The organism is Candidatus Syntrophocurvum alkaliphilum, from assembly GCF_009734445.1.
Taxonomy (GTDB): domain Bacteria; phylum Bacillota; class Syntrophomonadia; order Syntrophomonadales; family Syntrophomonadaceae; genus Syntrophocurvum; species Syntrophocurvum alkaliphilum.
The window spans coordinates 1,564,009-1,586,302 of record NZ_CP046457.1 but is presented as its reverse complement, the minus strand read 5'-3'; the positions used below and the strand labels follow the sequence as shown (position 1 = coordinate 1,586,302).

18 protein-coding genes are annotated in these 22,294 nt (G+C 33.6%); 10 read left to right on the top strand and 8 right to left on the bottom strand.

From position 1 onward, the window contains the following. The first annotated feature begins 3 nt into the window (after window positions 1-3). From SYNTR_RS07680 to SYNTR_RS07650, 7 genes are all read left to right on the top strand, one after another. Window positions 4-819, top strand: a complete 816-nt coding sequence (locus tag SYNTR_RS07680; protein ID WP_156203963.1) for a slipin family protein — start codon at window positions 4-6, stop codon at window positions 817-819. Between the two features lie 114 nt (window positions 820-933). Further along, complete coding sequence (locus SYNTR_RS07675; protein ID WP_156203962.1) at window positions 934-1,614, top strand: YIP1 family protein; 681 nt, start codon at window positions 934-936, stop codon at window positions 1,612-1,614. A 152-nt stretch (window positions 1,615-1,766) separates the two neighbouring features. Further along, on the top strand, window positions 1,767-2,477 hold the full coding sequence (locus tag SYNTR_RS07670) for an ABC transporter ATP-binding protein (RefSeq protein ID WP_156203961.1): 711 nt from the start codon (window positions 1,767-1,769) through the stop codon (window positions 2,475-2,477). Further along, on the top strand, window positions 2,477-4,858 hold the full coding sequence (locus SYNTR_RS07665) for an ABC transporter permease (RefSeq protein WP_156203960.1): 2,382 nt from the start codon (window positions 2,477-2,479) through the stop codon (window positions 4,856-4,858). The genes SYNTR_RS07670 and SYNTR_RS07665 overlap by 1 nt, the downstream gene beginning before the upstream one ends. Before the next feature lie 14 nt (window positions 4,859-4,872). Further along, entirely contained in the window at window positions 4,873-6,033 is a 1,161-nt protein-coding gene (locus SYNTR_RS07660; RefSeq protein WP_156203959.1) for an efflux RND transporter periplasmic adaptor subunit, read from the top strand. Window positions 6,034-6,249: 216 nt separating this feature from the next. Then, the gene (locus tag SYNTR_RS07655) at window positions 6,250-7,299 is read left to right on the top strand and encodes a permease (RefSeq protein ID WP_156203958.1); all 1,050 of its coding nucleotides are present in this window, start codon (window positions 6,250-6,252) and stop codon (window positions 7,297-7,299) included. Between the two features lie 68 nt (window positions 7,300-7,367). Continuing rightward, on the top strand, window positions 7,368-7,610 hold the full coding sequence (locus SYNTR_RS07650; RefSeq protein ID WP_156203957.1) for a thioredoxin family protein: 243 nt from the start codon (window positions 7,368-7,370) through the stop codon (window positions 7,608-7,610). Window positions 7,611-7,656: 46 nt separating this feature from the next. Here the strand turns inward: SYNTR_RS07650 and pflA are convergent, their stop codons facing one another. Next, window positions 7,657-8,400 (bottom strand): pyruvate formate-lyase-activating protein, encoded by a 744-nt coding sequence (gene pflA, locus SYNTR_RS07645; RefSeq protein ID WP_156203956.1) that lies wholly within the window; start codon window positions 8,398-8,400, stop codon window positions 7,657-7,659. 2 nt (window positions 8,401-8,402) lie between these two features. Continuing rightward, a complete protein-coding gene (gene pflB, locus SYNTR_RS07640; protein ID WP_478210247.1) occupies window positions 8,403-10,631 on the bottom strand; it encodes a formate C-acetyltransferase in 2,229 nt (742 codons plus the stop codon). A 110-nt stretch (window positions 10,632-10,741) separates the two neighbouring features. On the opposite strand from pflB, the gene SYNTR_RS07635 reads away from it, so the two are divergent. The 3 genes from SYNTR_RS07635 (at window position 10,742) to SYNTR_RS07625 (ending at window position 15,042) form a co-directional block, all read left to right on the top strand. Further along, window positions 10,742-12,658 (top strand): ABC transporter ATP-binding protein, encoded by a 1,917-nt coding sequence (locus SYNTR_RS07635; protein WP_156203955.1) that lies wholly within the window; start codon window positions 10,742-10,744, stop codon window positions 12,656-12,658. 28 nt (window positions 12,659-12,686) lie between these two features. Continuing rightward, window positions 12,687-13,769 carry a GTPase HflX gene (hflX, locus tag SYNTR_RS07630; protein WP_156203954.1) on the top strand — a complete coding sequence of 361 codons (1,083 nt, stop codon included), beginning with the start codon at window positions 12,687-12,689 and terminating at the stop codon, window positions 13,767-13,769. Window positions 13,770-13,872: 103 nt separating this feature from the next. Further along, window positions 13,873-15,042, top strand: coding sequence for a TraB/GumN family protein (locus SYNTR_RS07625; RefSeq protein ID WP_156203953.1), 1,170 nt, complete (start codon window positions 13,873-13,875; stop codon window positions 15,040-15,042). A 26-nt stretch (window positions 15,043-15,068) separates the two neighbouring features. On the opposite strand, the gene SYNTR_RS07620 is transcribed toward SYNTR_RS07625, so the two are convergent. The 6 genes from SYNTR_RS07620 to SYNTR_RS07595 form a co-directional block, all read right to left on the bottom strand. Further along, on the bottom strand, window positions 15,069-15,482 hold the full coding sequence (locus SYNTR_RS07620) for a CoA-binding protein (protein ID WP_156203952.1): 414 nt from the start codon (window positions 15,480-15,482) through the stop codon (window positions 15,069-15,071). Window positions 15,483-15,795: 313 nt separating this feature from the next. Beyond that, entirely contained in the window at window positions 15,796-17,289 is a 1,494-nt protein-coding gene (locus SYNTR_RS07615) for a MutS-related protein (protein ID WP_156203951.1), read from the bottom strand. Continuing rightward, window positions 17,286-18,830: a MutS-related protein gene (locus SYNTR_RS07610; RefSeq protein WP_156203950.1), complete on the bottom strand. Its 1,545-nt coding sequence runs from the start codon at window positions 18,828-18,830 to the stop codon at window positions 17,286-17,288. Before SYNTR_RS07610 ends, SYNTR_RS07615 begins: the two co-directional genes overlap by 4 nt. 181 nt (window positions 18,831-19,011) lie before the next feature. Further along, on the bottom strand, window positions 19,012-19,515 hold the full coding sequence (locus tag SYNTR_RS07605) for a flavin reductase family protein (RefSeq protein ID WP_156203949.1): 504 nt from the start codon (window positions 19,513-19,515) through the stop codon (window positions 19,012-19,014). A gap of 112 nt (window positions 19,516-19,627) precedes the next feature. Next, entirely contained in the window at window positions 19,628-20,209 is a 582-nt protein-coding gene (locus tag SYNTR_RS07600) for a DUF502 domain-containing protein (protein ID WP_197079057.1), read from the bottom strand. Window positions 20,210-20,302: 93 nt separating this feature from the next. Beyond that, on the bottom strand, window positions 20,303-22,285 hold the full coding sequence (locus SYNTR_RS07595) for a peptidoglycan-binding protein (protein WP_156203947.1): 1,983 nt from the start codon (window positions 22,283-22,285) through the stop codon (window positions 20,303-20,305). Between the last annotated feature and the right edge of the window lie 9 nt (window positions 22,286-22,294).

Genomic DNA, 22,294 nt, shown 5'->3' with positions numbered 1-22,294 from the left:
GAAATGGCTATTTTGTTTGACTACTTAGTAGTTCTAGTGCTTATTTTTGTCATCTTAAGTATGGCAGTAAAGATTATCCCTGAATATGAAAGAGCAGTTTTATTTAGGCTTGGTAGATTAGTTGATGTAAGAGGACCGGGACTATTTTTTATAATTCCAGTCATTGATAAAATCGAAAGGGTATCTTTACGTACTATAGTTTTTGATGTTCCACCACAGGAAGTTATAACCAAAGACAATGTTAGTTGTAAAGTAAACGCAGTATTATACTATAGGGTTGTTGAATCAGATAAAGCGGTTGTAAATGTTGAAAGATATCATGAAGCAACCAATCAATTAGCCCAAACAACTTTAAGAAGTGTTGTAGGTACCGCAGATTTAGATGAAGTTTTATCAGAAAGAGATAAGCTTAATCAAACCATGCAACAAATAGTAGATGAAACTACTAACCCATGGGGAATAAAAGTAACAGCTACTGAAATAAAAGACGTAGTACTTCCAAATGAAATGCAAAAAGCTTTAGCTAGACAGGCTCAAGCAGAAAGAGATAGAAGAGCTGCTATTATTCAAGCTGAAGGGGAAAGCCAAGCAGCAATGCGTATTGCAGAAGCAGGTCGTATGCTATCCGAACAGGAAGGTGCATTAACAGTTAGAATGCTACGCTCACTCTCAGAAGTTGCAAATTCAAATAATACAACTGTATTATTCCCATTACCAATGGAATTAAGAAGTTTGTTACCTACCACAGAATCAGGTGTTAAAAAAGTAATAGATGAATTACAAAGTGAAGAAGAAAACTCTGAAGAAAAAGCTGAATAAACAAACATACTAAAGGCCAGGCATTTGCCTGGCCTTTAAAATTTAATAATAGACTGGTGCTTTATATCGACAAAGGTGTATGCTAAAATACTTGTTAATATATGGGGGGATTTTGTGGATTTACAGTATGAAAAACATGAACCAATGGATGTAAAGCAAAGGATAATAGGGATATTTAAAAACCCTAAGGAGGTCTTTTTAGATGTTTATCAAAAACCAAATATTTTTTCTGCTTTAGTAATAATTATTTTGGTTAATTTATTTTTAATTTTTCCTCTTTTCTCAATAATAAATGAGTACGTATTGCTTGAATTAAATTATGAAGCAGATGTAATAGCTGACTCTGTTCGAAATTTTATGTTAGCTGCTGGAATTATAGGTGCAATTTTAGCCCCTGTTGGATTTGCTTTTATATGTGGTGTTTTGTTTAAATTGTATAACCTTTTTGATGGCAGAACAGTAGAATTGAAACGCTTTTTTGCAGTAGGTGTTTATGCGTATTTTCCTTCTTTACTTTCGGATATTTTAAAATTTCCTTTTATATTTTTTACTTCTGTAGAGAATTTTGATATGGATAAACTTTTAACTAGTCTATATATCCTATTACCTCAAGATACTCCGTTATTTATAGCGGAAGTAGCAAAAAGTTTAGATCCCTTTTATATTTGGTCCTTATATTTAGTTGCATTAGGTTCAGCAATTGCAATGAAAACAAAAGTAAAAACAACTAGTATTTTCTTATTTAGTCTATGGTTTGGTTTGGTGCTTATTTCTAGCTTCTTAGCAGTAGGCTAAATAAAATAATAACGTATTTGACAATATATTAAAGTATTTTTGATAAATTCTTTAATAATTTAAAATAAATACTATTAAATATTATAAACCATATTGTATCATAGAGGAGTAGAGAAAACTCCTCTATTTTTTTGGGGAGGGAGGACGAATATTTGAGTGAAAATGTATTAATGCATTTAGATAAAGTTAGTAAAGTTTATACTATGGGTGAGGTTAAGGTAGAAGCATTAAAACATACCACTTTAGAAGTCTATCAAGGCGAGTTTTTAGTAATCTTAGGTCCTAGTGGATCGGGAAAAAGTACTTTACTAAATATATTAGGTGGGATGGATCAAGCTAGTAGTGGTGAAGTTTACTATAAAAATCGAAACTTAACTCAGGCTAGCGAAGCTTCTCTGACCAGATTTAGACGCGAAGAAGTTGGCTTTGTTTTTCAGTTTTATAATTTGATTCCAGACTTAACTGCCAAGGAAAACGTTGAAATTGCAGCAGATTTGGTTGATAATCCTTTATTAGTAAATGAATGCTTAAAAGATGTTGAACTATACGATAGAATGAATCATTTTCCTTCACAGATGAGTGGAGGAGAACAGCAGCGCATTTCTATAGCTAGAGCTTTAGTGAAAAACCCACGTCTTTTATTATGTGATGAACCTACTGGAGCACTTGATTATAGTACAGGTAAAACAGTTCTTTCATTACTTAAAAAAATTAATGTTGAAAAAGGTTGTACTGTTATAGTAATAACCCATAATACTGCAATTGGAGCCATGGGTGATAGAGTGGTAAGAATGCGTGATGGGGAAATATTTGAAATAACTATTAATGAGTCACCACTATCCCCAGAAAGGATAGAGTGGTAATGAATAAGACTTTTCTTAAAAAACTGCTAAGAACAATTATAGCTACTAAAGGGCAGTTTTTAGCGGTTGCAGCAGTAATCGCTGTTGGTATTTTAGTTTATGTATCAATGAGTAGTGCTTACTATGGACTAGAATCTTCTCAACAAACTTTTTATGAAGAGCATAATTTTGCAGACCATTATTTTCATGTCGTAAAAGCCCCTAAAAATATTGAAAGGCAAATTCAAGACTTATCAGGTGTTAGTAAAGTAACTGGTAGAATTCAGCAAGATGTTTCTATTTTAAGAGAAGATAATCAAAGGGCAACTGCCCGTATAACTTCTTATTCATTTCCTATGGAAGAAGAACTTAATAGTCTTTATGTACTTAGTGGGCGTATGTTTGAAGAACACTCTACTAGTGGGTTAATTGAGACACTTGTTGAGCCTCAATTTTTTGAAGCTAATGAGTTATCTTCAGGTAGTGTTATTTCTATTATAGCTGAAGCAACTAAAGTTGATTTAACAGTGGTAGGTACGGCTACTAGTCCTGAATTTGTTTATCCTATGAAAGATAGTGCTAGTTTACTTCCAGATCCACTTAATTTCGGTGTATTAATGATACCTTACTACCAAGCCCAGCACATCTTTGATATGAATGGACAAATAAACCAAATTATAGTTGAGTTTAATTCAGGAGCCGACCGTGAAGAAGTAATAAAAGAGATTGAAAATATATTAGATCCTTATGGTAGATTAGCAGCTTATCCTGCTGATGACCAATTAAGTCATGCAATGGTAGAAGCTGAGTTAGAGCAAATAGAATCAATGTCTACTGCAATGCCAGTAATATTTTTAGGTATAGCTGGAGCTATACAATTTATTATACTTAGAAGAATGGTAAGAACGCATAGGTCACAAATTGGTATTTTAAAAGCTATTGGTTATAACAGTAATCAAGTAATGTGGCACTATATATTATATGCAGTGGCCGTTGCACTACTAGGGGCATCCTTGGGTGCTTTAATTGCTATCTTTTTATCAGGGATAATTTCTGACTTATTTGCTATGTTCTTTAATTTTCCTGAACAAATGAGTGTTTTTAATATGACAGCTGTGATAAATGGCTTTGTTTTAAGTATAGTAATTGCTGTTTTTGCTAGCTGGTCTGCAGTTAGAAAAATTATTAATATTCAACCTGCAGAAGCTATGCAACCTGAACCACCAAAAGCAAGCTCCAAAAGCTTTTTAGAAAACTACCCATTCTTATGGAATAAATTGAATTCAGGTTGGAAAATGAGTCTAAGAAGTATTAGTAAAAACAAAGGACGTTTTGCAGTAACTGTTATAGGTATTATTTTTGCTATAAGTTTATTAATAATATCATTTTTTATGAATGATTCAATTAATGAGTTATCTAATAAACATTATATTGAAGAAAACAATTATGATATTATGGTGCGCTTCGAAACTCCAATAAATAAAAACGAATTATTAGTTTTTAATAATATAGATGGGATTTTAAAAGTAGAAACATTTTTTGATTTGCCAGCTAAGATACATTACCAAGGTCAGATTGAAGATGACTTAATATCAGGTTATCCACAAGATTTAACTATGAGAAAACTTGTCGATAGTAATGAAAAAATAATTACTGTTCCTAAACAAGGGATAATTGTGAGTGAAAGAGCAGCAAATAGATTGGGAGTAAAAACAGGAGATGAAGTCATAGTAGAAACTGCTCTCGGTGTTGGTGAAAACAAAAAAGAATCAGTAAAAGTTGTAGGACACAATAGACAACTACTAGGTTCTGGTTCATATATGAACATAGATGATGTTAATAGAATTCTAGGTGAGTATAATTTAGTAACTGGTGCCATGTTAAAAATTGAAAAAGGCATGGAAACTTCGGTTGAAAATCAATTAAGTGAAATGCTTACTATTTCAGTAATATCTAATATATACGAAGAATTTGAAAACTTTAATGAATGGATGGAAATGTTGGTTGTTACAGTAGGTATTTTGGTGGTATTTGCCTTAATTTTAGGTTTTGCTATTGTTTATAATGCATCTGTAATTAACTTTGCCGAAAGAGAGCGTGAAATAGCATCACTTAGAGTTCTTGGCTATACTAATCAGGAAGTTTCAAATCTCTTATTTAAAGAAAATATTATCCAAGTGATAATCGGAGTACTAATTGGCTTACCTTTTGGTAGGATGCTTGCGGCTGCATTTATGCAGTCAATGAATACAGACATTTATAGTTTCCCAATTGTTGTATATCCTCTAACTTATATAATGTCAGTGCTTGCAACAATTTTATTTGTGATAATTGCCCATAGAATGGCTGTTAGAGGCATTAAAAGGTTAGATTTGGTCGAAGTATTAAAGAATAGAGATTAGGGGAGGTAGTAGTTATGTTAAAAAACAAGAAGTTTTTATGGGGAGCAGGAATAATAGCTATTATTTTAGTAGTGGTAATAGCTATAAGTACCTCAGCAGTAAGTATTGAGACAATAGCTGTTAAGGAAGGTAATATTCAACGTACAGTTACCGATACAGGTATAGTACAATCTGTGACTAACTACGACCTCCAAACTATAAGTGGGGGTAGAGTTGCAGATATATTAGTAGAAGTTGGTCAAGATGTAAGTGAAGGTCAAACAATAGCATTATTATCAAATTCCGACATAACTATACAAAAAAGTAATATAAAGAGCCAGTTAGCACAGGCAAGAAGTGCTAAGCTCAAAATTAAGGCTACTATTGATAACCTGCAAAGTGAGCTAAGTGAAGCTGAAAAACATTTAAACAGAATGGAAGAACTATATATAGCTAATGCCATAAGCAGGGTGGAGTATGATGAAGCCGTTTTAGCTGTAGATACAATAAACCAAAGTCTTACAAACTCAAATGAGCAACTCAGTGCAGCCAATGAACAAGTTGATGTTTTAAATCAATCATATAGAGAGTTAGGAACTAATGAACTAGATTTAACTATTACAAGTCCTATTGATGGAACAATAATGAGTCTTCCTATAAGTAAGGAGCAGGTACTAATGCCAGGAGCAATAGTATCAACAGTTGCAGTTGATGAACAAATGGAAATTAAGTCCCACATATTAAGTGATGAATTAGGAGGAATAGAATTAGGGCAAAAAGTAGAACTAACTGCCCCTGTATTAGGTGATGAAAGCTTATGGGGAAAAGTAACAAAAGTATATCCAAGGGCGGAAGAAAAGATGTCTGCATTAGGAGTAGCGCAGCGCAGAGTCCCTGTCATCATTTCCTTAGAAGGTACTGGCAACCTAAAACCGGGTTATGAAACCACTGTAACTATTTATACACAAAGTAAAGAAGATGTTTTAAAGGTGCCTAGAGAGGTTATTATGAGTTTATCTGATGGAGAAAAACAAGTTAGATTTGTAAAAGATGGTAGAGTTGTATATAACGATGTTGAAACTGGTTTATCTGATAATTACAATATTGAAATAAAACAAGGATTAAATCTTGGTGATGAAGTTATAACAGATACTAGAATAGATTTATCCCCTAATACAAGAGTAAAAATAAAATAAAGTGGAATTATAACAATAGTATTAGATAATACCTAAGACTGCAGGTAGTAAACTGCAGTCTTTTTATGTGTACAAAAACCATGGAACATAATTCAATTAACTATTTTTGATAAAATTACAAATAAAAAAATTATGAGGTGTTTAAAAAATTTATTGCATATATAATAATATAATTATACAATTAACTCATATTGAGTAGTGAAGGGAGGGAAAGCTATGGAAGTATTATATACTTTGATTCAAGGTGGTTTTAACGAGCTTTTTGACTACCTCTCTTATCATGTATTATCATGTTTAGTTCCTGCATTTTTTATAGCTGGAGCTATGGCGGTTGTTCTTACAAAAGGTGCAATAATTAAATATTTTGGGCATAAAGCGAAAAAAATTGTATCCTATTCTGTAGCTTCAGTATCTGGAATTTTATTAGCGGTTTGTTCATGTACTGTCCTGCCACTTTTTGGTGGTATATATAGGATGGGGGCAGGGTTAGGGCCAGCAATAACCTTTTTGTATTCTGGACCAGCTATAAACATATTAGCAATTTCCTTAACAGGGGTAGCGATAGGTTGGCATATGGGGGCAGCACGTGCAATAGGTGCTGTAGCATTTGCTATAGTTATTGGACTAATAATGGCAATTGTGTTTAGTAAGGAAGAGCAGTTTAGAGAACAAGTAGATTTTGAAATACCAGATGAAAAAAGCGAAAAACCGATTTCTTTTTTAGCTGTATTTTTTGGAACATTAGTAGCTATTCTTATAATCAGTACTAGTAATATAGATTTTTGGATTAAGGCTGCATTAGATATAATTTTAATAACTGTTGTAGCATATATGGTAAAAAGATATTTTGAGCCGGGTGAATTTCGCTCATGGATGAGTGAAACATGGAGTTTAGCAAAACTTGTTGTACCAATGCTATTGATTGGTATTTTTATAGTTGGTATGGTAACAGCAGTTCTTCCACCAGAATGGATTGCCAATTATGTTGGAAATAATAGCGTTACAGCTAATATAGCTGCTTCATTGGTGGGAGCACTATTTTATTTTTCTACCTTGACGGAAGTGCCTATTGTAAGAGGTTTAATGGATTTAGGGATGCATCCTGGACCGGCTCTTGCTCTTTTACTAGCAGGACCTGCAGTTAGTATCCCTAACTTACTAGTTGTTAATCAAATATTAGGACTTAGAAAAACTGGTGCATATTTTATTTGTGTTGTTATTTCGGCAAGTATAACAGGATGGATTTACGGAACGTTTTTTGTTTAAGTTTTTGTATCTCTGCGAACATGAGAGGTTAGTACGAATGAAAATAAATCATAAGGAGGAATTAAAAAATGAAAATTAAAGTTTTGGGTACAGGTTGTGCAAAGTGTGATCAACTTGAAAGGGATGTTATTAATTGTTTAGCGGAAATGGATGTAGCTGCAGATGTAGAAAAAGTTAAAGATATTAATAAAATAATGGATTATAAAGTTATGTTAACTCCTGCGTTAGTTATAAATGATAAAGTCAAGGTATCCGGGAAGGCACCGAAGAAAACGGAGATAGAGAAATTAATAAAAGAAGAATTAAGCTAGAAAGATAATGTGAATAAAGTCGATGCTTATTAAGCTAGCATCGACTTTATTCCTGTGTGATTACATTTTTTTTGGTTATTTCTTTAATTATTATTTGGATTTGTTTTAAATTTTCATTTGACGGTGGATCAACTTCCTCAAGTTCGTACCTTAATCCTAAAACTTCCCATTTGTGTTTACCCAATGTGTGATAGGGTAATAAATCGATACGTTCAACACTATTTAGATTAGCTAAAAATTCCGACATTACTTTTATATCATCTATATCATCAGTATGACCTGGTATTACAACGTATCGAATCCAAATAGGAATACTTCTTTTATTTATTATTTCTAAGTTTTCTATATTTAAATTGTTTTTTGCCCCAGTTAAATATTTGCTTTTTTCTGTATCAATATGTTTGATATCAGCTAAAACTGTATCGGTATTATCCAGTACATTTAGTACAGCTTTATTAGATACGTATAGTGAACTATCAAAAGCAGTGTGAATATTATTATTATTACACTCTGCAAAAACTTCTTTAATAAAATCGTCTTGCAATAAAGGCTCTCCCCCTGAAAAGGTTATACCTCCACCTGACGCTTCAAAAAATGGTTTAGATTTAAAAATTATTTCCATTAGACTTTCTACTGTATATTCTTTAGCTGAAGAAGCTTTTGGGTCCCAAGAATCAGGGTTATGGCAGTATTTGCATCTTAGGTTACATCCTTGCATAAATATTACGGTTCTAATACCAGGACCATCTAAGGTGCTAAAAGAATCTATTGAATGGATTTTCCCAGTCATAACTACATCCTCTTATAAAAAGTGCGTTGTATTATTTCTTCCTGTTGTTCACGACTAAGTTTAGTAAAGTGAACTGCATATCCTGATACTCGGATAGTTAGGTCGGGATATTGTTCTGGTTGCTCCATAGCTTTTTTTAAGGTATCTATATTTATTACATTAACATTTATATGGTGAGCGTCTTGTATAAAATAACCATGCATAAGGCCGATTAGATTATCTGTCTGCTCGTCAAGAGTTTTACCTAGTGATGAAGGAACGGTTGAAAATGTAAAAGAAACACCATCGCGAGCAAAACCAAATGGTATTTTTGCTACCGAATTACACGCTGCGATAGCTCCATGTTCTTCCCGCCCATGAAGTGGGTTTACTCCTGGAGCAAGAGGTTCACCTTTTTTGCGACCATCAGGAGTAGTACCAGTATGCTTACCATACATTACATTAGAAGTTATTGTTAAGATTGATAGTGTGTGAATTCCGTTTTTATAAGTAGGGTATTTTTGTGTTTTGCGCAAGAAATTTTTAACTAAATCAACTGCAATCATATCTACCCTATCATCATCATTTCCAAACTTAGGATAATCTTGTTCTACTTCAAAGTCAGTAATTAATCCTCTTTCATCTTTAATTGCTTTCACTTTACCGTATTTTATTGCACTTAAGGAATCTGCAACTACTGATAAACCTGCCATGCCAAAGGCGATAAATCGGTCTATATCGGTGTTATGCAATGCCATTTCAATTCTTTCATAGGCGTATTTGTCATGCATATAATGGATTACGTTCATAGCATTTACATATAATCCAGCTAACCAATCCATTTGAATCTCTAACCGTCTCATTATTTCCTCAAATTCAAGATATTCTCCATCATAAACGGGCATTTCAACTCCTACTTGTTGGTTAGTTATTTCATCTATTCCACCATTTATAGCATATAGTAGAAGCTTTGCTAGGTTACAGCGTGCTCCAAAATACTGTGTTTGAGTGCCCAAACGCATAGCTGATACACAGCAGGAAATAGCGTAATCATCACCGTAATATGGTCTCATTACTTCATCATTTTCGTACTGAATAGCACATGTATTAATAGATAATTTACTACAATATTTCATGAAGTTACGAGGCAAATTTTTTGCCCATAGTACTGTCATATTGGGTTCTGGGGCAGGGCCTAAGTTTTCTAAAGTGTGGAGTATTCTATAACTACTCTTAGTTACTAAATGTCTTCCATCAACACCAGCTCCGCCAATAGCTTCAGTAACCCAGTTGGGATCTCCAGCAAAAAGAGTACTATATTCTGGTGTGCGTAGGTGCCTTACCAATCTTAATTTAATTACAAACTGATCAATTATTTCCTGAGCTAGTTTTTCGGTTAAAAGACCTTGTTTTAAGTCTCTTTCAATGTAAATGTCTAGAAAAGTAGAAATTCTTCCTATACTCATAGCAGCTCCGTTTTGCTCTTTAATCGCAGCTAGAAATCCAAAATACAACCATTGAATTGCTTCATGAGTATTATTTGCTGGTTTTGAAATATCAAAACCATAGCTTAAGGCCATTTCTTTAAGCTCATTTAAGGATTGTAATTGATCAAAAATTTCTTCACGCAACTGAATATTGTAATCGTTCATTTCTTTGCTTAATAATGACAGGTCTAGTTTTTTTGCCTCAATAAGAAAATCTACACCATAAAGACTTACTCTTCTATAATCACCTATTATTCTTCCTCTACCATAAGAATCAGGTAACCCAGTAATAATACCTACTTTTCTAGCTAATTTCATTTCTTCTGTATAGGCAGTAAATACTCCATCATTGTGGGTGCGTCTATGTTTTTGAAAAAATTCCTTAATATCTTTGTTAATCTCATAACCATAAGCTTGACAAGCTTTTTCTGCATGTTGAAGTCCTCCATATACATTTATAGCTCTTTTTAGAGGCTTATCAGTTTGCAATCCAAATATTATTTCTAAATTCTTATCAATGTATCCAGGTGGATGGCTAGTAATATTAATAGGGATTTCAGCATCAACTTCATAAACTCCATTTTTTTGGCGTTCTTCCTTAAGGAGTTCTGTACATTTGTCCCATAAATTTTTGGTAGTTTCAGTGGGTGATTCTAAAAAACTTTCATCACCATCGTAGGGAGTATAATTTTTTTGTATAAAATCACGTACATTTATTTCGTGCATCCATAATCCAGGCCTAAAATTATCCCATGCTTTCAAAATTAACATCCTTTCTATAATTATATAAGATTTATCTTTTATTATTTGAATTACCATGGTAAATTAGTCACTGTATATAATAAATTTTTATTTAAATAATCGTAGGTGAAAAAATGATAGTTATACAAGCTAATAAAATAACTAAATCGTATAATGACATTAAAATATTGAATGAAATTAATTTTTCTATAAACCAAAACGAGCGTGTTGGATTAGTAGGACCTAATGGTGTGGGTAAGTCTACACTAATGCAGTGTTTGTCTGGAGAAATGCCCCCAGATTCTGGTGATGTAATAATCGGAAATGGGATAAAATATGGCTATCTTGAGCAGTTGCCCGAGAAAAACAATAATACAACTACATGGGATATAGTAATGGAAAGTTATTCTGAATTAATTGAATATAGACAAACAATGCACGAATTAGAGAAACAAATTGCTTGTGCCGAAGAAAATCAACTAGAAAAACTACTAAATAAATATTCTAAAGTTACAGAAATGTATGAACGTGCAGATGGATACTCCTGTGAATCTACAGCACGAAAAATACTAATAGGATTAGGGTTTAACAAAGAAGATTTTAATAAACCCTATAAAGATTTTAGTGGTGGTCAAAAAACTAGAATCAACTTGGCAAGATTACTTGCATTAAATCCAGATTTATTATTATTAGACGAGCCAACTAATCATTTAGACATAAACTCTATAATGTGGTTAGAAGATTTTTTAAATAACTATTCAGGCACTTTATTGATAGTTTCACATGATCGAACCTTTTTAGATAATATTTGTACTAGAATATTAGAACTTAATACCAATAAAGTAAATTCTTATTTTGGAAATTATACCAAATACTTAAAGCTCAAAGCAGAAGAAGATTTGACATTTGCAAGAGCATATAAAAAACAACAGGAAAAAATAAAGCGTACTGAAGAATTTATAAGAAAATACAGAGCGGGAATAAAATCAAAACAGGCTAGGGGACGTGAGCTTCAGCTACAACGTATGGAGAGATTAGAAGCTGATAGAAAAAAACAAATGAGTAATTGGCAAATAAATATCACAAATAATAGTGCTCATGAGGTTTTACAAGTTATAGAGTTAGAAAAAACTTTTGAAGATAATATTATTTTTAAGGATATAAATTTTAAACTTACCAAAGGTCAGAAAGTTGCTTTGATAGGGCCGAATGGCTGTGGTAAAACTACACTTTTAAAGACTATAATTAAAGAAATTTATCCTGAAAATGGAGTAATTAAGATAGGCAATAGAGTTAAATTAGCTTATTTTGCACAGGAGTATGAAACAATAAATCCATATAATACTTTATTAGATGAGCTTTTAACTAGTTTTGATATAACTATTCAAGAATCTCGAAGCTACTTAGGTAAAATGTTATTTAGTGGTGATGATGTATTTAAAACTATTGATCAACTAAGTGGTGGTGAAAAGGCACGTATTGCTATACTAAAAATAATTATATCAGGGGCTAATTTCTTAGTTCTTGATGAGCCTACCAACCATTTAGATATAGAAAGCTGTCAATTAGTTGAAGAATTATTAACAGAATTTCCAGGTACAATTCTTTTTGTATCTCATGACCGTAGCTTTATAGATCAAATAGCTGACGGAATTTTAAGTATGGAAAATGGAAATATCGAGTACTTTCCAGGTAATTATTCATATTATCAGGAAAAGATAAATCGCATTAGAAACGAAGAAGCCCTATTAAAAAAACAAGAAAAAGCAGAAAAAAAAGTAGCAAAGCCACGAAATGAAAAAAAGGAAAAAGAAAAATTAGTTAGCAAGCTAAATGAAAAGCTAAATCTTATAGAGGAAGAAATTATTCAAATAGAAGAAGAAAAAACAAAAATTGAAGAAGTATTATCTGATCCAGATACTTATAACAATGAAGAAAAAGCTAAATCCTATACATTCTACTATCATGAAATTGAAGAGCAATATAATGTAAAATATGATGAGTGGGAAGAACTTTCATTACAAATAGATGAGCTAAATGAGGAGCTATAAATAAAGGAAATTAATAGGGAGATTAATAATGAAGAAATCAAGTAAAGAAAAAGCTGTTTTAGTAGCATTAAAACTTCCCCAAAATGATACCATTAGTTTTGAAAGTTCTTTATTAGAGCTTCAGGAATTGTGTCATACTGCGGGAGCCGAGGTGCTTGGAACTATAACTCAAGTCCGCACTAAGCCAGAGCGTTCTACTTATATAGGTAGAGGTAAAATCGAGGAACTTATTCATTATTGTGAGGAAAAAGAAGTCGATACGGTTATTTTTAATAATGAGCTTAGTCCTATACAAATAAGGAATCTTGAAACACTACTCGAGAGGAATATAGTTGATAGAACTATGTTGATACTCGATATTTTTAGTCAAAGAGCAAGATCTAGAGAGGGTAAGCTTCAAGTGGAATTAGCAAGTTTAGAATATCAATTACCTCGTCTAACTGGTAAAGGTACAAAGCTAAGTAGGCTTGCGGGTGGCATAGGTACAAGGGGTGCTGGTGAACAAAAACTAGAATTAGATAAGAGATATTTAAGAAAGAGAATTCAAGATTTAAAAAATAATCTTAAAAAAGTTGAAAAGAGTAGGGAGCAACAGAGAAAACAAAGAAAACGTTCAAGAATAAAAGTTGTTTCTTTAGTAGGTTATACTAATGCTGGTAAATCAACACTTTTTAATACTTTATGTGTTAAATCTCATCCTAGCGGAAAAAACCAGGTAGAAGCTGATGATAAGCTTTTTAAGACTTTAGATACAACTACTAGAAAAATATCATTAGCAGGACAGGAATTGTTAATAACTGATACAGTAGGCTTTATACAAAATTTACCTCATCACTTAGTCGCAGCTTTCAAATCTACACTAGAGGAAGCTGTAGAAGCTGATATATTACTTCACGTTGTAGATATTACCGATGAAAGTTATTTAGATAAAATTGAAGTAGTGAAAGAAGTTCTTGTTGAGCTAGGTGCTAATATGGAAAATGTTATTACAGTATTTAATAAAGCTGATTTGATTAATGGGGAAAACCAAGATAATCAAAACACAATTTATATATCTGCACTTAAAGGATATGGTATTAATGAACTTATTGATAGAATAGTGACTGAGTGAAAAACTGTAGTAATAGGTTGAAAAAAACAACAAACCCTTTTCTACTTTGGTAAAATATAATTGCTAAAATCAAACCACTAACAACTGTAAAGGAAGGTAACTAATGTCTCAAAATATATCTAGACTATATTTAGAGGATAACAAGGAGATTATCCTAATTGGAACTGCCCATGTATCTAAACAAAGTGCAGAAGAAGTAAAAGAAGTAATTGAAACAGAAAAACCTGATTCCGTTTGTGTAGAATTAGATGAGCAAAGATATAAATCTATTATCAATCCTAACCATTGGAAACAGATGGATATTTTTAAGGTTATTAAAGAAAAAAGATCCACATTTCTATTAATAAATCTTTTTATATCTTCTACGCAAAAGCGATTAGCAAAACAATTAGGTATTCAAGCAGGCCAAGAAATGATTCAAGGTATTGAATCAAGCAAAGAAATAGGTGCAAATCTAGTATTAGCTGATAGAAGTATCCAGACAACTTTTTCTAGAGTTTGGCACAATATTGGATTTTTAGGGAAATTAAAACTACTTTTTGTGATCTTTTTAAGTATTTTTAGTGATGAAAAAATTACTGAAGAAGAACTGGAAAAAATGAAATCTCAAGATATGCTTAATGCTATGCTAGAGGAATTTACTCAAGTCTTTCCCCAGTTAAAGATTCCTTTGGTCGATGAACGGGATCAGTACTTAGCTCAGAAGATTAAAAAAGCTTCTGGTAATAAGGTTGTTGCTGTCGTAGGGGCAGCTCATGTCCCGGGTATAAAAAAGGAAATTAAAAAAGAACAGGATTTAAAAGCATTAGACCAACTTCCTCCCAAATCCAAAACTCCTAAAATAATTGCTTGGGCAATACCACTATTAATTATTTCTATTATTGGATATACATTTTATACTAATCCGTCTGCTGGAGTAGATCAGACAATAACTTGGATATTATGGAATGGACTATTATCAGCTACAGGTGCTGCATTAGCACTTGGACATCCAATCACCATATTCACAGCATTTATAGTAGCTCCACTAAGCTCCTTAAATCCTTTAATGGCAGCAGGTTGGTTTGCTGGAATTGTTCAAGCAATTATCCGCCGCCCAAGGGTAGAAGATTTTGAAAAGCTCGCAGAGGACGTATTGACCGTAAAAGGTTTTTGGAGAAATAACTTAACTAGAATTTTGCTCATAGTTGTCTTGACAAACTTAGGTAGTACCTTAGGAACAATGATAGGTGGAGCTAATGTATTTCGATTATTTTTAGAAAATATTGGTTAAATTTTTTCTAACTCTGAGAAAATTTATTACTTAAACAAATTACGATGCTCTTCCATAACACAGCGGTTTTGAATCATAAAAATATTATTTTCTTTTGCTAAATTTAAACCCGCGTTACTAAAAACGGCAAAGGGTAACCAAATATATTTGACCTTTTTTTCAACCGCTTGTTCAATAAATGGATATACTTTATCCATACGTCTAAAAATATTTACTAAATCAATGTCAAAAGGAATAGAAGCGATATTAGGATATGATTTTTCACCTAGTACTTCTTCAATATTGGGGTTTACTGGTACAATTTTATATCCTTTCTCTTTCAAATATTTTGCCACTCTATAACTAGGTTTATATTCGTCTTTAGACAATCCTACAATTGCAATTGTCTGTGTATCATCTAAAACTTCTTTGAGCTTTTTTAAATCATATACAACTGTCATAGAAAACAGCTCCTTATTATGTTATTAATCTTCTTTAGTATTAATATATTATTAATTAACCATACAAATTATATAATTCTTTAGAGAAAAATAATAAAAAACAAGTCAAATCTATTTAGTGGGTGCACAGCCTAAATACGGGGGGGTTTTTATATGTAGTTTCGGAAGAAGTTAAATCCGTTGCCTAGTCCCCTGATGACAATCATATAGCGTATAAGGCTGATTCATGATATCCTCGATTCTGCTCTAAAGGTAGTATTTCAGATTGCTGTTATAGCTAACAAGCTCATCATTTTTTGTTGTCTTTCTAGCTCTACCGATCCCTCTCAGATACTTCGCTTTGGCCAAAAAATTTTTGGTACAAGTCTTCTCCGAAGGCTGTCTGCAAAGGTTCGCCTGGCACGAGCTTAAAGTTGCGCTCACCGTTCTCCAACCGCTGTGCTCGTAAATACTGCGTATTCTTGTCACCAAGGAATGCAGTGGCGTAGGTATACAGATGCGTCACCGAAAACACCTCCACACCGTTTTCGACGAGCGCTTGCGTGATTTGACGGCAAATCTCCGAGCCTTCACGCTCATTAGAGGAGGCAAAGGATTCATTGAACAGCATCAGTGCGCCTTCTTCTAGATGGTCGGCTATCTCGCTCATGCGAGCAAGTTCCTCATCCAGTTTGCCGCTTTTCATGGCATTATCTTCCTCCTTCTTAAAGTGGGAGAATACACCGCGACGGATGGGCGCAAAAAAATCATCTGCTCCTACAAACATCCCACTTTGCGCCATGAGCTGTGCCTGTCCTAAACTTCGCAGAAATGTAGTTTTGCCGCCCTGATTTGCACCGGTGATAAGGTACAGCTGCTTAGCAGTGGTGTCCAGCTCATTACCTACAACGACGGTATTTTTTGTGAGCGCGAGGCTCACATCGTAAAGTCTTCGACAATAACGGTCTTTGCTGTCCGAGGGAAGCAGGCTTGGGATGCAGATTGGCATACCAAGTGTTTGCAGGCTATCAGCTAGATTGAGACACCCGACATAGAACGCTAATTCACTTCGCAACATAGCAAAGAAGCTCTCCAGATGCTCGGCGGCCTGCGCCAACGCGTTCGTCACCTCATTAATGGCGCGGTCACGGCGCTTGCCAAGGTCTGTTACTCCGGCATGGTCGCGCTCTGCAATAGTAAATGACGGTGCAAAAAACCAGCGCCGCCAGAAGCCCTTGCGGTTATTTTGGCGAAGCACATAGCCAACACCTTGCAAATAGTTTCCGAGCGTGGCGCTGATTAGCGTACCTTTATCGTCCTTCAGGTTATTCAAATGAGCACGCACCTCGGCGAAATAATCGTCATCTAGTTCTCGCTGAAGCATAGTAAGTAGATTCCGAAAACCATATGATTGAAAGCTAGACAGTTTGCTGTCCGCAACTAAACGCAACTCCATAAGCATTTCGGTATATATCTTCAAAAGCTCGATAGCACTTGAAAAGGTGCTAGACAAATTTGCGGAAGATAGCCAATACAGTGAGCTTCTTCTTTTATTTTCAGTTTTAACGGTTATTTCATAGAGCTGCCGTACGGTATCAGGGTTTTGGAGTGCATCATACAGGTTTTTTTGACGGTATTCAATTTCTTCCGTAGATTGTAGCGGACGAAATAACGCGGCTTCGCAGGCATCATGGATTGCCTTATCGTCCTGTGCCATGTTTGCAAGTATGTGTTTTAGCTCAAGATCGGCAGTTAGTGTCTCCTTCCCGAAGCATAACTCGGTCTTTATATCAAAGTCCCTGTCGCAAAACATTAAATATGCTTTCATCTTCCAAGCCTCCTGCTAAGTTTTTCGTAGGTCAGACCGTGTTCCCCGGCAATATACATGGCATAGGCAAGACCATCAGGTGGCTTCCTGATTATTTTATAAGTTCGCTGAGACGGATTTTCTTCTTTAACCGTACTCATCATGCTAACCGTATTTGAGCCATAGGAAGCAAGTTCATCGAGAAAAGTTACTACTAAAGCGGGAACTTCCAGCGTTGAGATAGCATCCATCATATGCCCGCCGAGGGAAAGCGCGTCGGAAAGTGTTGTGGAAGCGAAAATCTCGTTGATGATTATAACGCTCCGGCTTGTAGATTTAGAAAGCAACTCATGGAGCCGCACAAGATCGTCTGCTAATTTTCCATTCAGTGTAGACAAATCTTCTTCCCGTCCAAAATGGGTAAAAATATCGTCGAACATGTACAGCGCCGCCTCGCGGCCTGGTACGCACAGGCCAAGCGAGGCAAGAAAATGTACCTGACCGAAGGCACGAGCAAAGGTGGTCTTGCCGCCTTGATTGGGGCCTGTTACAACAATGATATGCTCCGGTGCGTTCAGCTCGAAGTTATTGGTTACGATCTTTTCTTGTGCTGTAGCGGCAAGTGCGAGATCGTACATATCCAAATTATAAAGGTGCTCTGCTGTATTACAAAGCTTTGGATAGTTAAACGGCAGTCCCGCTCCTCTGAGAGGACGGATATAATCGAGCCAAGAAAGGTAAAACTGTATCTCACGGGAAAAACGTAAAATTGTTTCGTCCTCAAAATGAAAATACTTGGAACAAAAGTCATTTAGGACAGCAAAAATATCCTTGTAGAGTTCCGCGACCATATCTAACACGGCGGCTTCCACGTGAGTTGCATGGGGTTCTTCCGGGAGCTCATGCCGGTAGTCCTTTACATTACCTTGTCTGAATTTATCAAAGATTGCGAGTATCTGTTTGGAGTGGTCGGCTTGTCTCTCATATTTACGTACACGAATGGTTCCGTTTTTTATAAGCATGCAGTATTCCACCGTGGAAAGTTTGTCACGAAGTCGCTTTACATGAGAGTGAAGCTCCGTGTAGCCTTCCGACGCGCAGTATGCGGAGAGATATTCCGCAAAATTGCGAAGTCCTGCTGAATAAAGCGTCAGTTTGGAAAGCCCGTCCGAAAGCGCGGAAATCGCGCGGCAATACCTGTCTGCGCAGTCCAACATTTGTCCTCGTGTAAGATAATTGTTATGCCAAATGTCTTTGGAGTTCAGTGAAGAACGGATCTTATTCATGTATTGGCCTAGGTCATAGACTGTTTTAGAAAATTCTGTGAACAGGGCACAGAGTTTGTCATCTTCTAGCTCCCGCATTACATTCTGCCGGTAGATAATGATTTCTGGGTCATGTAACGCGGTGTAAAAGAAACTCTCTAGCTCAAATTTCTTTTTTGATTCCAAGATTGGTGTAAATATTTGGTCAAGGTTCAAGTCCTTGAAGCAAGCCGGCGTTTCTGTTTGTCGCGGCGCCCTGTGTTGTTCCTGTGTAGTAAATAGGATACTGTAAAACATATAAACCCCCTACTCAAAAAAAGCCAAAATGAGTCAAAGGGGACGGCTCCTTTTGACTCACTTCCTCATGTTATAAAGGGTTATTGATAACTATTATCAATAACCCTTTATAAAACTAATGAAAAATTAAAATACTATTATAAATTAATTAGAGGTAAATAATATACGTAGTATTTTAGATTTACTTTTTATAACAGTCAAGTATTTCCCCATAATATAAAACATGATAATTATGGGTGGCATAAAATTTTTCACGTATACTTTTATCTAAAGTACCGGGTTCCATTGCCTGTTTATAAACAACCTTACATTCAAAAAACAAATCACATTCATCAACAATAGGACTATTAATCGTTTTGCTATCTTGTGCAGTTATATTGCATTCCTTAAACTTATTAATATCTCTACCTGACTTTTTTCCCGCTATTGCTAAATCTTTTTTAAGATCAGAATTAAGTGGTATGCTTACAGTAAATTCGTTAGCTTTTTCTATTAATTCATAACTATAGCGTGAATATCTAACTGCTACCATGACTATTGGTCTTTGCCACATATAACCTAAGGATCCCCAACCTATAGTCATGGTATTTAACTTTTCATTATGCTTTACAGTAAGAAATGCACCTTTGGTCAAATTACCTAGAAAATCATTAGCATATTCAACATATTTTTTATCTATTTTCATTATTAAACTCCTCTCTCAAAATCATTCTTAAAATAAATAATATGCAATAAAATATCTAATATACTCTATTCTTATTTAATAAAGACTTAAATGGTGATAAAAATATAAATTTTTATGAACCATTTACTTCATTTTTAATCATACCCATAGAAATAACTAACTCAATACCTTGGTCAACACTTATGTCTAATAGTTTAACCTTTTGTTTAGGGACAAGAATAAAAAATCCGTTAGTAGGATTTGGGGTTGTGGGGATAAAAATAGAATAACAGTTATCATCACCAAAATTAAAATCTTCATTAGTAATAAAACCTATAGAATATACCCCTTCTTTTGGGAACTCGATTAATGCTACTTGCCTAAAAGAATCTTTTCCAGATGAAAATACTGAATCAATTATTTTTTTTATGGTGCCATATATTTTTCCTAAAAGTGGCACTTTAAATAGTATTTTTTCACCAAATTTTAGTAATTTTTGGCCAATGAAGCTAGTTGCTACAAAACCAATTAATATAATAATAACAATTGTAATTAAAAAGCCGATCCCAGGTATAGCTTGTCCAAAAAAATAAGTTAAGATAGGTTCAAGTATATTGTCAATAAAATTAAATAGCCAGATAAATATTGCTAAAGAAATAGCAATTGGTAGTAATGCTGCAAGTCCTGCTAAGAAAAGTGAAGTAATACGCTTCAAAATATCCGCCCCTTTCAAGGAAAAAAATGTTATTTATAAATTATATTAGATATTGTACTAAAAACCAAGTCTTAAGGGGATTTAGCAATATTCTTATAAAAAAATTGGATTATAAGCATTTTTTGACAGTGTTAATTTAGTTAAAAGTTGTGTTTGTATATCTTTTAAATAAATATCTCTTGAAATAACTGGTATTGAATAGAATTTACTAGGATTATATAAAACTGCTAAAAAAGAAGTATCATTTATATCAAAATTGTTATCATTGAGGTCGATTCCTTTAGCAAATAGCTGATTATTTAAAAATTTACCTTCTTGGTTAAATAGCTTTATATTCATATAAAACCAAGGGAAGAAATTTCCATAATAGTCTCTACCAGATAATATAAGATAATTTAATGTTCTTGACCAAGTGCCAAAATAGTCATTTCGACTAATATTTTTAACAAGACGTTTCTTATAATCATAAATGAATGTACATGTAACTCTTCTAGAGGGAAGAAAAGCAAAATAGAAAAACTTATTATTATCATTAGTTTTTAAACGGGAAAACCAAATAGATTTGTCTAGTGAAGTGCAAACATGTCTAACTACATTTGTTTGATAGTTTATTTTTCTAAAAGCATTATCACGGTAATATAAAATATTTTTATTATCTGTAAACCATTGAGGCATTTCTCCTTTAAAGTTAAATAACTCTTGTCCGGTTTTGGTATTTATTATCATTGCCTTATTTATTACTAAACTTTTAGAATCATAGGACCAATCAAGATACTCTATATCTATAGGTGCTTTTATTTCATTATAAGCACCCGTATGAATGTCGTAGTTGCGGATATAGTCAATACCATCTCTACTTATAATAACACTAAGTTTTTTTCTATCTTTACTTAAAAAAAGCTGAGGGGTTTTTAAATTTTTTATAAAATCTAGTGTTTTATATTGCATTTTCTCTAAATTAAAAACTCTTAATTCACTTAACATATTATTAACTTGTATGTAGACTAGTTTTCCTTTAAATTTATGATGATAGCCTGGTAAGACTAAAAGTTCATCTGGTAGTAAAAAAATTTTTGGTGAAAAGTAGTTTGCTAATTCTAAGTTTTCTATTGATATTGAATATTTTTTTGAAATTGTTCCTAAGGTTTCACCTTTTTTGACAACATGAAATGTAATTGGTGGAGGTATAAGAAGTAATTGCCCAAGATGTATAGTACAATCAGAAGGATTAAGGTTATTTAATTTTATAATTTCTTCTTTTTTTTTGTCAAAAAGGGAAGCTATTTTAAATAATGAATCATCTTTTTTTACCATATAAAAGTATTCATTTTGAGGAAAAGCAATACTAGTTCCTAGTGCTAAATATGTTTGTGGACCAACTACACTATCCACTTTGATATTAGCATCGGCTTGAAACTTTTCAATTGATTTTGCAGTATATGCATTAAAAAAACCGTTAGGATTTTGTTTGAAATATCTTAGATAAAACAAATAGAGTTGCAACCAATAAGTATCAAGTCCATTACGACCTTGGTGTAGTATTCTTCCACCTAAAGGAGCCCATAAAAAAATTTTATTAAACGTTTCGGGGCCAACAATACCGTCAGGGGTCAAATCGGGAAAATCATGCTGAAATCGTTTAACAGCCAATTTGGTGTTTACATTAAACTTGCCCGTTGCGGGCCGATTAAGATAAGTTTTGCGGAATGCAGCTAATCTGTTTTGAAGTATGCTAACATCTGCTCCAGAGCTTGCTTCTTTTAATAATTGGGAAGAAAAAACTGGTTCATTACGGGAAAACTTTTTAATACGATGACCTAAAGCATAATAAGTATTTACTCCAACAATACCATCTGATTTTAACTTAAAATATTTTTGGAACTCTTTTACGGCTTTATGCGTATTAGTATCAAATAATCCATTAGTCATAATTTTTGTACTAACAATAAAATTTGGCATTAATCCTAATAATGATTGCAAAATCTTTATATCATTCCCCTTCATAAAAGGGAATTCAAGTTTAAGTTTTCTACTACCAAAATAGTAGTAATTAGGTGTAAATTGGTTTTTGTTCATAAATTAATC